The 14,145-nt window shown below is 39.6% G+C and carries 15 protein-coding genes; 12 read left to right on the top strand and 3 right to left on the bottom strand.

Annotated features, from left to right (window positions below; all coding sequences use genetic code 11):
- Nucleotides 1–54: 54 nt before the first annotated feature.
- Nucleotides 55–354, bottom strand: a complete 300-nt coding sequence (yhbY, locus tag BKK54_RS01645; protein ID WP_077540882.1) for a ribosome assembly RNA-binding protein YhbY — start codon at nucleotides 352–354, stop codon at nucleotides 55–57.
- Nucleotides 355–503: 149 nt separating this feature from the next.
- Here yhbY and rlmE point away from each other — a divergent pair, with 149 nt between their 5' ends.
- The 8 genes from rlmE (at nucleotide 504) to folC (ending at nucleotide 9,321) form a co-directional block, all read left to right on the top strand.
- Nucleotides 504–1,142: a 23S rRNA (uridine(2552)-2'-O)-methyltransferase RlmE gene (gene rlmE, locus BKK54_RS01640; RefSeq protein ID WP_077540880.1), complete on the top strand. Its 639-nt coding sequence runs from the start codon at nucleotides 504–506 to the stop codon at nucleotides 1,140–1,142.
- An 80-nt stretch (nucleotides 1,143–1,222) separates the two neighbouring features.
- The gene (gene ftsH / locus BKK54_RS01635) at nucleotides 1,223–3,124 is read left to right on the top strand and encodes an ATP-dependent zinc metalloprotease FtsH (RefSeq protein ID WP_077540878.1); all 1,902 of its coding nucleotides are present in this window, start codon (nucleotides 1,223–1,225) and stop codon (nucleotides 3,122–3,124) included.
- Nucleotides 3,125–3,237: 113 nt separating this feature from the next.
- Entirely contained in the window at nucleotides 3,238–4,065 is an 828-nt protein-coding gene (folP, locus tag BKK54_RS01630) for a dihydropteroate synthase (RefSeq protein WP_077540876.1), read from the top strand.
- A gap of 36 nt (nucleotides 4,066–4,101) precedes the next feature.
- Nucleotides 4,102–5,436 (top strand): phosphoglucosamine mutase, encoded by a 1,335-nt coding sequence (gene glmM, locus BKK54_RS01625; RefSeq protein WP_077540874.1) that lies wholly within the window; start codon nucleotides 4,102–4,104, stop codon nucleotides 5,434–5,436.
- A gap of 61 nt (nucleotides 5,437–5,497) precedes the next feature.
- A complete protein-coding gene (gene sixA, locus BKK54_RS01620; protein WP_077540873.1) occupies nucleotides 5,498–5,983 on the top strand; it encodes a phosphohistidine phosphatase SixA in 486 nt (161 codons plus the stop codon).
- Nucleotides 5,984–6,248: 265 nt separating this feature from the next.
- The gene (gene truA, locus BKK54_RS01615; protein ID WP_077540871.1) at nucleotides 6,249–7,043 is read left to right on the top strand and encodes a tRNA pseudouridine(38-40) synthase TruA; all 795 of its coding nucleotides are present in this window, start codon (nucleotides 6,249–6,251) and stop codon (nucleotides 7,041–7,043) included.
- An 84-nt stretch (nucleotides 7,044–7,127) separates the two neighbouring features.
- Nucleotides 7,128–8,018 (top strand): acetyl-CoA carboxylase, carboxyltransferase subunit beta, encoded by an 891-nt coding sequence (gene accD / locus BKK54_RS01610; protein ID WP_077540869.1) that lies wholly within the window; start codon nucleotides 7,128–7,130, stop codon nucleotides 8,016–8,018.
- Nucleotide 8,019: 1 nt separating this feature from the next.
- Nucleotides 8,020–9,321, top strand: coding sequence for a bifunctional tetrahydrofolate synthase/dihydrofolate synthase (gene folC, locus BKK54_RS01605; RefSeq protein WP_077540867.1), 1,302 nt, complete (start codon nucleotides 8,020–8,022; stop codon nucleotides 9,319–9,321).
- A gap of 57 nt (nucleotides 9,322–9,378) precedes the next feature.
- Here the strand turns inward: folC and yccS are convergent, their stop codons facing one another.
- Nucleotides 9,379–11,520 (bottom strand): YccS family putative transporter, encoded by a 2,142-nt coding sequence (gene yccS, locus BKK54_RS01600; protein WP_077540865.1) that lies wholly within the window; start codon nucleotides 11,518–11,520, stop codon nucleotides 9,379–9,381.
- Between the two features lie 61 nt (nucleotides 11,521–11,581).
- A complete protein-coding gene (locus tag BKK54_RS01595) occupies nucleotides 11,582–12,256 on the bottom strand; it encodes a curli polymerization inhibitor CsgI-related protein (RefSeq protein WP_077540863.1) in 675 nt (224 codons plus the stop codon).
- 242 nt (nucleotides 12,257–12,498) lie between these two features.
- Between BKK54_RS01595 and BKK54_RS01590 the strand changes: the two genes are divergently transcribed.
- The 4 genes from BKK54_RS01590 to BKK54_RS01575 all read left to right on the top strand — a co-directional run bounded on the left by BKK54_RS01590 (nucleotide 12,499) and on the right by BKK54_RS01575 (nucleotide 14,040).
- On the top strand, nucleotides 12,499–12,768 hold the full coding sequence (locus BKK54_RS01590) for an acylphosphatase (protein WP_077540861.1): 270 nt from the start codon (nucleotides 12,499–12,501) through the stop codon (nucleotides 12,766–12,768).
- An 83-nt stretch (nucleotides 12,769–12,851) separates the two neighbouring features.
- Complete coding sequence (locus BKK54_RS01585) at nucleotides 12,852–13,166, top strand: YqcC family protein (protein WP_077540859.1); 315 nt, start codon at nucleotides 12,852–12,854, stop codon at nucleotides 13,164–13,166.
- Nucleotides 13,166–13,876, top strand: coding sequence for a tRNA pseudouridine(65) synthase TruC (truC, locus tag BKK54_RS01580; protein WP_077540857.1), 711 nt, complete (start codon nucleotides 13,166–13,168; stop codon nucleotides 13,874–13,876). Before BKK54_RS01585 ends, truC begins: the two co-directional genes overlap by 1 nt.
- A gap of 2 nt (nucleotides 13,877–13,878) precedes the next feature.
- Nucleotides 13,879–14,040: a YoaH family protein gene (locus BKK54_RS01575; protein WP_077541197.1), complete on the top strand. Its 162-nt coding sequence runs from the start codon at nucleotides 13,879–13,881 to the stop codon at nucleotides 14,038–14,040.
- Nucleotides 14,041–14,145: the final 105 nt, after the last annotated feature.

Genomic DNA, 14,145 nt, shown 5'->3' with positions numbered 1-14,145 from the left:
TAATACCGCACTTAATAAAAAAGTGCGGTAAAAATCACCGCACTTTGTTTAATCTTATTTTCGAGGAAGTTGAATTTTGGCCTCTTCACTCGGGCGATAAAGTACTAGAATATGGCCGATAGTTTGCACATTCATCGCATTGGTTTCTCGGATAATTGCATTAATGATTAATTGCTTGGTTTCACGATCCGCACCGGCAATTTTTACTTTAATGAGTTCATGATGATCTAGCGCATTTTCAATTTCAGCCAGTACTCCTTCGGTTAAACCGTTACCTCCAAGCATCACAACTGGGTTGAGGTGGTGGGCAAGGGCTTTTAAAAATTGTTTTTGTTTGGTTGATAAGGTTGTCATAAGGAATCCTATAAATATAAATAATAAAAAAGAGCGGTCAGAAAAACAGGGATTTTCTGCGTTTTTAGGCTCATTAAGTCTTGAATTTGGCAGATTGTACCCAAATATAGGCGAAACTACTACAAAAAATAGTACAAAAGACAGAGATTATGGGAAAGAAAAAACGTTCGGCAAGTTCTTCTCGTTGGTTAAACGAACATTTTAAAGATCCATTTGTGCAAAAAGCACATAAGCAAAAATTACGCTCCCGTGCTTATTTCAAAATTGATGAAATTCAGCAAACGGACAAATTATTTAAATCGGGAATGACTGTTGTCGATCTTGGAGCCGCACCGGGCGGATGGTCACAATATGTGGTAAGCCAAATCGGTAGCAATGGCAAAGTGATTGCCTGTGATATTTTAGAAATGGATCCCATTGTTGGGGTGGATTTTTTACAAGGCGATTTTCGTGATGAAAATGTCCTCAATGCATTGCTTGAACGTGTAGGGGAAGCGAAAGTGGATGTAGTGATGTCGGATATGGCACCGAATTTTAGCGGTATGCCATCGGTTGATATTCCTCGCGCGATGTATTTGGTGGAACTGGCATTGGATATGTGTAAACGAGTGTTGGCAATAAAAGGCAGTTTTGTGGTGAAGGTATTTCAAGGGGAAGGATTTGATGAATATTTAAAGGAGATTCGCTCTCTTTTTAATGTGGTAAAAGTCCGTAAACCGGAGGCCTCACGTGGACGCTCCCGTGAGGTTTATATTGTGGCTATGGGCTATAAAGGGGAATCGCTTTAATAGCTTTTCATAGTCTGTGATATATAGTATCTTGTGACGAATTTATTAACTTAGGAAAGGTAGGTTAGACTTTGAACGATATGGTCAAAAATTTGGTACTCTGGATCGTGGTAGCGGTTGTTATGATGACAGCTTATCAGAGTTTCAATTCTTATTCAGCGGAAAACGCGACAGACTATACCACTTTTGTTTACGATGTGAGCAATGGTCAGGTGAAAGAAGCTCGTTTTGATACCAATGAAATTACGGTAACAAAAAATGATGGCTCAAAATACATGACGGTTATGCCGCCATTGGAAGATAAAAAATTACTTGATGATTTATTGAGTAAAAAGGTAAAGGTAGAAGGTACACCATTTGAAAAGCGAAGTGTTATTTCGCAACTTTTAATTTCTTCTTTCCCGATGTTGTTCCTCATTGGTGTATGGATTTATTTTATGCGTCAAATGCAGGGCGGTGGCGGTAAAGCCATGAGTTTTGGTAAAAGTCGGGCAAAAATGCTCAGTCAAGATCAAATCAAAGTGACCTTTGCTGATGTCGCAGGCTGCGATGAAGCGAAAGAAGAAGTCGGCGAAATTGTTGATTTCTTGCGTGACCCGAGCAAATTCCAAAATCTAGGCGGTAAAATTCCAAAAGGAATTTTGATGGTAGGGCCTCCGGGTACCGGTAAGACCCTATTGGCAAAAGCCATTGCCGGTGAAGCTAAAGTACCATTTTTTACGATTTCCGGTTCTGATTTCGTTGAGATGTTTGTCGGTGTTGGCGCCTCTCGAGTTCGTGATATGTTTGAACAAGCGAAGAAAAATGCCCCTTGTTTGATCTTTATTGATGAAATTGATGCAGTGGGTCGCCAACGTGGAGCAGGGTTAGGGGGAGGCCATGATGAGCGCGAACAAACCTTAAACCAAATGCTTGTTGAAATGGATGGCTTTGGCGGTAATGATGGGGTCATTGTGATTGCAGCAACTAACCGTCCTGATGTATTAGATCCTGCGTTGACTCGTCCAGGTCGTTTTGACCGTCAAGTCGTGGTGGGATTGCCGGATGTAAAAGGTCGTGAGCAAATTTTACAAGTACATATGCGTAAAGTGCCATTGGCTGATGATGTCAATGCAATGACCTTAGCTCGTGGTACACCAGGTTATTCCGGTGCGGATTTAGCCAACTTGGTTAATGAGGCTGCGTTATTTGCGGCGCGTAGCAACAAACGTACGGTTTCTATGCTTGAGTTTGAAAAAGCAAAAGACAAAATTAATATGGGGCCGGAACGTCGCACGATGATTATGACGGAGAAACAGAAAGAATCCACCGCTTATCATGAAGCGGGTCATGCCATTGTCGGTTATTTAGTGCCTGAACATGATCCTGTTCACAAGGTAACGATTATTCCTCGCGGTCGTGCATTGGGTGTTACATTCTTCTTACCGGAAGGGGATCAGGTCAGCATTAGTCAAAAACAATTAGAAAGCAAACTTTCCACCCTCTATGCGGGGCGCTTGGCTGAAGATTTGATTTATGGTGAGGAAAATATCTCTACCGGTGCGTCTAATGATATTAAAGTGGCAACCAATATTGCCCGCAATATGGTAACGCAATGGGGGTTCTCTGAGAAACTGGGGCCAATTCTTTATTCCGAAGATGAAGGTGAAGTATTCTTAGGTCGCTCAATGGCAAAAGCGAAACATATGTCTGATGAAACAGCTCATGTGATTGATGAGGAAGTCCGTGCAATTGTGAATCGTAACTATGAACGTGCAAGACAGTTACTTATCGACAATATGGATATTTTGCATGCGATGAAAGATGCGCTTGTCAAGTATGAAACCATTGAAGAAGCACAAATTAAGCAATTGATGAATCGTGAACCGGTTACCCCTCCTTCAGGTTGGGAAGAACCTCAAATGTCACAAGCTGCTTATTCCAATACCTCTTCTGACAGCAAATCGGAAAGTGCGGTCGAAAAACCACAAGATTCTGAGTAGTAAATAAAGCCTTCCTGTTGTGAAGGCTTTATTTTTATCCAATGATTTTTTTCTTGGAGGTATTCCGCTATAATTTCCCACCTAAAATTTATGCTAAAAATTAACCGCACTTTATGAAGCTTTACGCCAATAACAAATCCCTCGATTTATCATTTCCTCAGATTATGGGAATTTTAAATTTTACGCCGGACTCTTTCTCTGATAGTGGAAAATTTTTTACCCTTGATAAGGCATTGTTTCAGGTGGAAAAAATGCTAAATGAAGGGGCGAGTATTATTGATATTGGCGGGGAATCCACCCGCCCCATGGCGGATGAGGTGTCGGAACAAGAAGAATTATTACGGGTCGTCCCCCTAGTTGAAGCGGTACGGAAACGTTTTGATTGCTGGATTTCGGTGGATTCTTCTAAGGCGATAGTGATGCAAGAGGCGGCAAAAGTCGGAATGGATTTGATCAATGATATCAGAGCCTTACAGGAACCAAATGCCTTACAAGTTGCCTCAGAACTGGATTTACCCGTTTGTATTATGCATATGCAAGGGCAACCAAGCACGATGCAAACAAATCCTCAATATCAAGATGTCGTGCAAGATGTCCTCAGTTTCTTACGGGAACGTTCGGAACAATGTATTACAGCAGGAATAAAAAAAGAAAATTTAATTTGGGATATGGGGTTTGGCTTTGGTAAAACCGTTCAACACAATTATAAGTTATTGCAACAGTTAAATAGATTTTGTGAAGAGGGATACCCTGTGCTTGCGGGATTATCACGCAAATCAATGATTGGTGCAGTGTTGGATAAGTCTGTTAATGAAAGAATGGTTGGGAGTGTTGCTGGGGCATTAATTGCTGCACAGGGTGGAGCGAAAATTCTACGTGTACATGACGTGGCTGCGACATCGGATGCACTCAAAGTTTGGCAGGCGACAGAAAACGCCTAATTTTTTAGAAAAAATTGAGAAATAAAGGAATTTATTATGGCAAATCGTAAATATTTCGGTACGGATGGGGTACGTGGTAAAGTCGGTACTTATCCTATTACGCCTGATTTTGCATTAAAATTAGGTTGGGCGGCAGGCAAAGTACTAGCCTCACAAGGATCAAAAACCGTCTTAATTGGTAAAGATACACGTATTTCCGGCTATATGTTGGAATCGGCGTTAGAGGCGGGCTTAGCAGCGGCGGGTTTGTCTGCGGCATTTACTGGGCCAATGCCGACACCGGCAATTGCCTATTTAACCCGAACTTTCCGCGCAGAAGCCGGTATCGTTATTTCAGCTTCTCATAATCCTTACTATGATAATGGGATTAAATTTTTCTCTGCACAAGGGACAAAATTACCGGATGAAATTGAAGAAGCCATTGAAGCAATGCTTGAACAGCCAATGGATTGTGTCGAATCGGCTGAATTGGGTAAAGCTCGCCGTATTAATGATGCAGCAGGGCGTTATATTGAATTTTGTAAAGGTACATTCCCTGCTCACTTAGGGTTAGAAGGTTACAAAATTGTGGTCGATTGTGCAAACGGGGCAACCTATCACATTGCTCCTAATGTATTACGTGAACTTGGTGCGGAAGTAATTGAAATTGGTACTGAACCAAATGGTTTGAATATCAATGAAAAATGCGGCGCAACAGATGTTAAAGCATTACAAGAAAAAGTGTTGGAAGTGAAAGCTGATGTCGGTTTGGCTTATGATGGGGATGGAGATCGTATTATGATGGTGGATCATCTCGGAAATAAAGTAGATGGCGATCAAATCCTCTTTATTATTGCTCGTGAAGCATTGCGTGCAGGAAAATTAAAAGGCGGTGTAGTTGGTACCTTGATGAGTAATATAAGCCTTGAGATCGCTTTAAAAATGCTTGGTGTTCCATTTATACGTGCAAATGTGGGTGACCGTTATGTCCTTGAGAAGATGATTGAAAACGATTGGACTCTAGGGGGAGAAAATTCAGGCCATATTATTATTTCTGATAAAAACAGCACTGGGGATGGGATTGTGGCCTCATTAGCAGTATTAGCAGCAATGGTTCAACACAAACTTTCACTCAATGAATTGGCAAGTGCGGTAAAATTGTTCCCCCAAGTATTAATTAATGTACGTTTTGCCGGCGGGGATAATCCATTAGAGAGTGAGGCAGTGAAAGCCGTTGCGGCAGATGTTGAAAAGCGTTTAGAAGGTAAAGGCAGAATTCTACTGCGTAAATCAGGTACTGAGCCTTTAATCCGTGTGATGGTAGAATGCCAAGATGCGGAGCTTGCACAACAATGTGCGGAAGAAATTGCTGAGGCAGTAAAAGCAAATTAATTGATTTTGACCGCTCTTCAAAAAGAGCGGTCAGTTTTTATCTTAAATTTAGGAAAGCAGAATGAAAATTTTTGTTATGCGTCACGGTGAAGCAGAAGTGATCGCGAAAACTGATAAGGATCGCCGTTTAACGGAATACGGTAGAAAGCAAACTTTTGCACAGGGTGAATGGTTAAAAAATTATATAAAATCAACCGCACTTTCGTTTGATCATATATTAGTCAGTCCCTATCAGCGAGCTTTAGAGACATTTGAACAAGTGAATAATCAATTTGAGGGAACACTACAATCTAATTTGGAAATTTGGGAGGGCATTACCCCTTATGGCTCAGCAGAATTGGTTGCTGGATATTTGTCAGTGTTAAAAAATCAAGGGATCGAATCTGTTCTTATTATTTCACATTTACCCCTTGTGGGAGAGATTATTGCTGAGCTTTATGGTAAACGTAACCCAATTAGCTTTTATCCGGCAACTCTCGTACAAGTTGACTGGAAAGAAGGGAAAGGGGAGATAGTCAGTTATCATTATCCGCCGGAAATGCTCTAATCTATAGTGTAGTTAAATCTGAAATTCTATGATTGTATGCGGGTATACTCAAACACTAGGTGATTTATAGAAATGAATGAAAGGTACGATAGCCATTTGGAATAGATTGTATCACATCAGGGATGCTGATTATTTGGTATTTAGCTGGTCTGTAAAGAGATGATGTTGTAAAAAACATGGCTGAAAATATTGTTAATACGAAGGTAGGTTATAATTTATTATTTAAATAATATAATTTTTTGGCATTGATAGGAAAGGGGTAAAAATGAAAATTGCCTTAGGTGTTGAGTATAATGGGCAATATTATTTTGGTTGGCAACGGCAAGAAAAGCTGAGAACTGTTCAGGAAGAATTAGAAACAGCCTTGTCTTTTGTGGCAAACGAAAAAATTGAAGTATTTTGTGCGGGAAGAACCGATTCCGGTGTACATGGTACGGGGCAGGTAGTGCATTTTGAAACAAATGCAATTCGTCCTGAAAAAGCATGGGCGTTTGGTACAAATGCCAATTTGCCTGATGATATTGCGGTGAAATGGGCAAAAATCGTTGATGATGAATTTCACGCACGCTTTTCTGCTACGGCACGTCGCTATCGTTATATTCTGTATTGTCATAAATTACGATCTGCCATTTTACCGGCAGGGATTACCCATTGTCATTTGGAATTAGATGCAGAAAAAATGAATCAGGCCGGGCAATTTTTATTAGGTGAACATGATTTTTCTTCTTTTCGAGCATCGCAATGTCAATCAAATACACCTTGGCGGAATATTCATCATTTGAATGTCGTGAAAAAAGGTGAATATATTATCGTTGATATTCAAGCCAATGCTTTTGTACACCACATGGTAAGAAATATTGTGGGGAGCCTCATTGAAGTTGGGGCTTCTCATCAACCTATTGAATGGATGAAATGGTTATTAGAACAGCGTGATCGTAAACTTGCGGCACCAACGGCAAAACCAGATGGGCTTTACTTAGTGAATGTCATTTATCCTGAAAAATTTGCTATTCCTCAGCATAAATTAGGGCCACTTTTCCTTGAAGATAGGTTGATTTAGGAAGGGGCGCTTGTCTGACTAGCAAGGATAATCAAATTGTGGTTTAATACGCAGGATTTTCTAGTGGATGAATAGGTAAAAATAATGAGCTGGATTAACCGAATTTTTAACAAAAACCCTTCTTCTTCAACACGTAAAGCTAATGTGCCAGAAGGGGTTTGGACAAAGTGTACTTCGTGTGAACAAGTTCTTTATAGTGAAGAATTAAAACGTAATCTTTATGTGTGTCCAAAGTGTGATCATCATATGCGTATTGATGCGCGTGAGCGTCTTTTACGTTTGTTAGATGAAGGTTCAAGTCATGAAATTGCGGCGGATTTAGAGCCAAAAGATATTTTAAAATTCAAAGATCTAAAGAAATATAAAGATCGTATTACGGCAGCTCAAAAAGAAACCGGTGAAAAAGATGCACTTATCATCATGACCGGGACGCTTTACAATATGCCTATTGTAGTTGCAGCCTCAAATTTTGCTTTTATGGGGGGCTCGATGGGCTCAGTGGTTGGTGCCAAATTTGTTAAAGCCGCTGAAAAAGCGATAGAGTTAAATTGCCCGTTTGTTTGTTTTTCCGCAAGTGGTGGTGCACGTATGCAAGAGGCGCTGTTTTCACTTATGCAAATGGCAAAAACCAGTGCGGTGCTTGCACAAATGCGTGAAAAGGGCGTACCTTTTATTTCTGTTTTAACAGATCCGACCCTTGGTGGGGTTTCTGCAAGTTTTGCTATGTTAGGTGATTTAAACATTGCCGAACCAAAAGCATTAATTGGTTTTGCCGGTCCTCGAGTGATTGAGCAAACGGTTCGAGAAAAGTTACCTGAAGGTTTCCAACGCAGTGAATTTCTATTGGAAAAAGGTGCGATTGATATGATCGTAAAACGTGGTGATATGCGTCCTACTTTAGCAAGCCTGCTAAGTAAATTAACCCATCAACCTTCACCTTTTACTGAACCTGAATTAGTTGAATATGAATCATAATATGAATTTAAAAGCCACTTCGCCACTCGCCGAGTGGCTTTCTTATTTAGAAAATAGCCATTTTAAAGCGATTGATCTTGGTCTGGAACGAATTAAATCTGTGGCGGAAAAGATGGATCTTTTGCATCCGGCTCCTTATGTAATCACTGTGGGAGGAACAAATGGTAAAGGGACAACTTGTCGTTTATTAGAAAGGATTTTGCTTAACCATGGATTACGTGTGGGGGTATATTCTTCTCCACATCTATTACGCTATAACGAACGTGTACGTATTCAAAACCAAGATTTACCTGATGAGGCACATACCCGTTCTTTTGCATTTATTGAAGAAAATCGAACCGAATCTTTAACTTATTTTGAATTTAGTACACTTTCAGCGTTGCATCTATTTAAACAGGATCAGTTGGATGTTGTTATTTTAGAAGTTGGGCTTGGTGGGCGATTGGATGCCACCAATATTGTGGATAGTAATTTGGCTGTAATCACCAGTATTGATATTGATCATACGGATTTTTTAGGGAATTCAAGGGAGGCGATTGCCTTTGAAAAAGCGGGTATTTTCCGTCAAAACTGCCCGGTTGTAATCGGTGAGCCAAATGTACCCAATACGATGTTGAAACAAGCCGGCTTTTTAGGCTGTCAGGTATCATGTCGTGATACTGATTGGTCATTTCAAGTTAATTCCAAAAATTGGCAATGGCAGAGCCAAAAAGTGCGGTTAGAAAATCTCCCTTTTTGCCAAATTCCTTTGATGAATGCGGCAACAGCCCTTGCTGTGGTGGAACAACTACCTTTCGATATTTCTGAAGAAACACTCCGTCAATCTTTACAAGAGGTTGAGTTAGCAGGACGTTTTCAAATACTGAGTGAAGATAAATGTGAAAAGCTGGTGATATTAGCGGACAAGATGTTTGAAAATTTACCAACAGTAATTATTGATGTGGGACATAATCCGCACGCAGCAGCTTATTTGAGTGAAAAATTAACCGCCCTTAAAGAACAAAAGCAAGGCAAGATTATCGCTGTATGTGGTATGTTGAAGGACAAAGATGCCCAAGGTGTCTTCACCCATCTTGTTCCGCTCATTGATGAATGGCATTGTGTTACATTGGAGGGAACTCGTGGACAATCCGGCGAAGAGTTATTGTCAAAACTCACGATGTTTTCTTCTTGGGTGAATGCCAGAGCGGCGAATTCCGTGATAGCAGGGGCGAAATCAGCGTTAGCACGAACAGCAAAACAGGATATTGTGCTCATATTTGGATCATTCCATACGGTTGCTGAATTTTTGTCGGCCCTTTGATGATTACTTATCTTAGGAGCCCATGCTTCTTAGCTATCGCTATCATTAAAAGTGCGGTTAATTTTTCTGATGTTTCTGAAAATAAGCATAAATTTGTGGTAGCAACTGCACAATTAAATTTAATTGTTGGAATGGAATAACAAATGCCTTGTTTTCAGAAACTTGGATTTCTGTTTGAGAAACCGCTTTCAGGCTTAATTCAATGTTTTCATGCAATTTTGTAAAGATCTCAGGTGAAAGCTTTTCAATATTTTCAAGGGTATAGATAATCTTTTTTGCTGCTGGATAGAAACCTGATAAAAAGCTTTTAGTTTGTTGTAATTGACGCATTTTGTCGCGGTATGAGCCAAGGGCAGAAACATAACTCAATAACGAATAGTTGATTTTTAGTAAATCAAAGCCTTCTTGTAAATAGGCTTGATATTTCACCGGTTCGCTATTCATATTTGAAATAATTGTACTAAGTGAGGCGTTATACTCATGAGCGTTGCGGCGGGCGACGCGGTATTTTAAATCATCAGTTTTACCAAATTGAAGTTGTCCGACAATATGCAATAGATATTGCGCATCACTTTGAATAGCGAGTCGGCTAACTTTATCTAATTGTAAATATTTCCAGTCAGGCCATAAGTATGAGACGGCGAACCAAGCAATCGCTGAGCCGAGTAGCGTATCCAGTAATCGGGGCAGTAAGGCTGCTTCTGCGCTGAACCCCATGACATCAAAACTCAATAAAACTTGCAGAGTAATAAAGAAAGTTGAAAAACTGTAATTATTACTACGGAAAAAGAAAAAAAGTGTGCAAGTTAACACAATTAAACCCAACTCTAGTTCAAGAGTGGGGTTCAAATAAGGAAATAGTGAGCCGACAATTACCCCTAGAATTGTACCGATAATACGCTGGCGTAAACGTGTTTTTGTAGCGGAATAATTGGGTTGGCAAACAAAAATTGCGGTGAGTAAGATCCAATAACCGAGATTAAATTGAAAGAAATCTACGATTGTGCAACAAAGAAAAACCACAATGGACAAGCGTATAGCATGGCGAAAGAGTTGTGATTCAAAGCTGAAGTGTCCGGCAATGGTTGAAAACATATTTTTCAATCCCGTCACTTGTGCAGTATGGATTTGTGCAAGCACTTCATTCGTGTTTGATTCTTGTTCTAATTGATTTAGTTGTAAGTTGATATTTTGTAAATTATCCAATAAACCTTGAATATCAACGATAAGATTTTCATCATTAAGATGCTTATGTCGATAGAGCTCAAAGGATTGTAGCGTACCGGAAAGTGCTTTTTCTACACGTTGGTTATAACGATAAGGTTTGTTATGATGCAAGCTTTGTGCAACTTCTTGGCAGGCTTGGGCTTGTAATTCAATGAGTCGTTGAATACGGAAAATTAAATCGGTATTTTTAAGTTTTTCGGCGATTTGGTGGTAGTCAAAATGGGTAGAGTTGGCACGTTCGTGAATCTCTTGAGCGGTAAAGTAGTAACGCACCATTTTTTGTGTACGAGCGTGGCGGTGCTGTCCCCGAATTCGATAAAAAAGTGCGGTTCGAGCTAAGTTAAAGGCATTGACGACATTGGCATTTTTCAATGCGAAATTGAGATGTTTTTTTTCTATTTCCTCTATTTCGTCGGGATCGAAAAATACTGATTTCGCGTCAAGATATTCCCCTAAAGCACTAAAAGCTTTGGCGACATTCTCTTGTACAGGACGGTTGGGGAAAAAGAGATGGACGATGAGCGTGACTAAGCTATAAAGCAAAGTTCCGAGTAAAATCATCGTTGGATTAATAAACCAGCTAGCAGAGGCATGAGGGTTATAGGTAAGCGTGGTATAGAGTGCCACGACAAGCGTGCCAAAAGCAATCGTGCTATAACGTTGGCCTACTGCACCTATCATCGTAAAAATAAAAGTGAGTACCGTCATCAATACAATATATTGAATCGGTTTGCCAATATTGAGTTGCACAATAAACGTAGAGATTGCAAAGGCGATTAAGGTATAAAAAATATTTTTTAAACGACCGGTTAAACGATTGTCCAGATCTACCAAGCCACCAGCAATAATCCCCAAGATTAAGGGCATAGATTGGCTGGAAATATTAAAGAACCAAACACCAAGAGCAGCGAGGTTGACCGCAATAAATATCGGAATTGCGGTAATCACTTTTGCATTTAACCAGTTATTCATTTTAATCCCTACTAAAAGAGAAAAGTGAGCTTATTGCTCACTTTTCGTGTAAGTGCGGTCATTATTTATGGGATTTTGCCCAGTTTAAGAAACGTGCTTGTGTTTCTTTATCCGCTTGTTGAAACCAATATTGTAATTGTTGTTCTGCCACATTTTCGCCTTGAACAACAACACGGCCTTTAGCTGCTTTACCATTTGTTGCTGGGGCGACGGCAGCCGTAGACGCGACAGGCATCGTTGCAGAGGCAAATGCCGGAACGGCAGCTATTGCACCGGAGGCATTATAATCGGCTAAGTCATTGATAACATTAGCAGATGGAAATAAACCTTCTTGCTTTAAAATATCAATTTTCGCTGGAATTTCTTGTCCCGATGAGGTTTTTACACTAATAGCCGGTGCTGATTTAAATTTTTCAGCATCCGCTTTAGAGCGAAGAGAAGGGGCTGAAATCACAATATCTTCTGTTGAACCTTGGAACGTGACAATAATTGGGCTGGACTCAAATAATGATTGACTAGAACCACTCCCTACAATCTCACCAACGCGAACCACAACTTGGTGAGTATTTGTATCGTTCACATTAAATGAACGGGTTTCTTTTAATAATGATTTGCTTGCTTTTTGACCATCAATAGCTAAGAAATCCATATTTGATGAAGTAGATACCATACCGGCAAAACTTACTGTGCTAGCAAATAATATTGAGGCACCTAATACAGCAACGCGTAATTTCATAATTACTCCTTTAACGGGTGAATTAAATAAAAACGTCGCCTATGCTATGCTAATTTCCGAAAAATGAAAATAGAAAAGTGCGGTTAAAAACGAAAAAGTTTTATCTATGTTAGGGATTTTGTGTGGGTTGTTTTTCATTTTAAAATTGGGGACGTAGATAAATGTGAGGGGAGTAAAATTCATTACTTTGAGGAATTTTACGGATTAAGTCAATGCTATTATCTAGCAAAAGGAGAGAAAATATGACAAAACAATTTTTTATTTATGGTCGTGTTCAAGGGGTAGGATTTCGTTATTTTTCTTGGAAAGAAGCTGAAAAATTGGGCATAAAAGGTTCGGTACGAAATCGGGTTGATGGTTCAGTAGAAGTGATCGCACAAGGTAATGAAAGCCAACTAAGGGGATTTGAACAATGGTTAAGAGAAGGACCGAAAACTGCCAAGGTAGAAAAAATAATTGTGAATGATCATCGTGACATCATTGCAGATCATTTTTCAATTATTCACCGTTAAACTGGACGCCTTTGCGAAGTCAGCAGATTTTGCTTAGAATGTGCCACTTATTTATTATGTATGAGTTTATTATAGGGACGATAATGCGTAACCAAACAAAATTTTATCTTGAACAGATACGGCAAACAATGCAACGCTTAAATCTATGGCAAGCAATGCCGCCGGCACAAGAGGCTTTTCTCAGTCAAGAGCCTTTCTTTCTTGATACGATGGCGCCGGAAGAATGGTTGCAGTGGGTATTTATTCCGCGTATGCAGGCATTGTTGGAGAGTCATTCACCTTTACCAAATAAAATTGCGATTTCTCCCTATATTGAGGAAGCATTGAAAGAATTTGATGGGCTCAATTTATTACTTGCTCCCTTGGTCGCGTTAGAAGAGTTATTGCAGAATCAATGATGCTAGACATTTTATATCAGGATGAGTGGTTGGTGGCGGTGAATAAGCCGGCCGGCATGTTAGTACATCGCAGTTGGTTAGATATTCACGAGACACAATTTGTGATGCAAATGTTACGAGATCAAATCGGGCAGCATGTTTTTCCTATCCATCGTTTGGATCGCCCTACATCCGGCGTACTATTGTTTGCATTAAACAGTGAAATAGCGAATTTAATGTGCCAACAATTTGAGCAAAAAAACGTACAAAAATTTTATTTAGCCGTAGTGAGAGGCTATGTGTTTGGAGAGGCAAGAATTGATTATCCCCTAAAAATTCAACGTGATAAAATTGCCGATAAATTTACACAAGAGAATAAAGCACCACAGGATGCAGTGACAGATTGTATTGGTTTAAAAACTGTAGAAATGCCTTATTCAGCAGGGCGTTATGCGACTTCGCGCTATTCTTTGGTACGCTTAATTCCTCATACAGGAAGAAAACATCAGCTACGCCGTCATTGTAAACATATTTTTCATCCTATTTTGGGGGATACACAATATGGCGATTTACATCAAAATAGGGCGCTAGCAGAAAATGTTGGTTGTAAACGTTTATTGTTACATGCGGAACAATTGTGTTTTCTTCATCCTATCTTACAACAGAATATAACAATTTACGCGCCATTGGATGATCCGTGGCAAAATTTAATGAAAAACTTTGGTTGGTAATCATGTTTGATATTCAATTGACACACGAAGAACAACAAAGAGCGGTTGAAAAGATCCAAGAATTGATGAGTCAAGGTGTTAATAGCGGTGAGGCAATTCAAATTGTGGCAAAAGAATTGCGTGAATTACACAAAAAATCAACAGAAAATAAAAATTTTTTGTGATCTACATAGCATTTTTTAATATTGCTTGTTGCATAAAAAATCAAAATATTTGAACATAACGCCAGTTGAGGTGATAAGGCATTAGTCTTATTTGATTTATGATTG

The organism is Rodentibacter genomosp. 1 (genome assembly GCF_001999285.1).
Taxonomy (GTDB): domain Bacteria; phylum Pseudomonadota; class Gammaproteobacteria; order Enterobacterales; family Pasteurellaceae; genus Rodentibacter.
The sequence above is the reverse complement of the archived record's forward strand: the minus strand, read 5'-3'. Positions and strand labels throughout refer to the sequence as shown.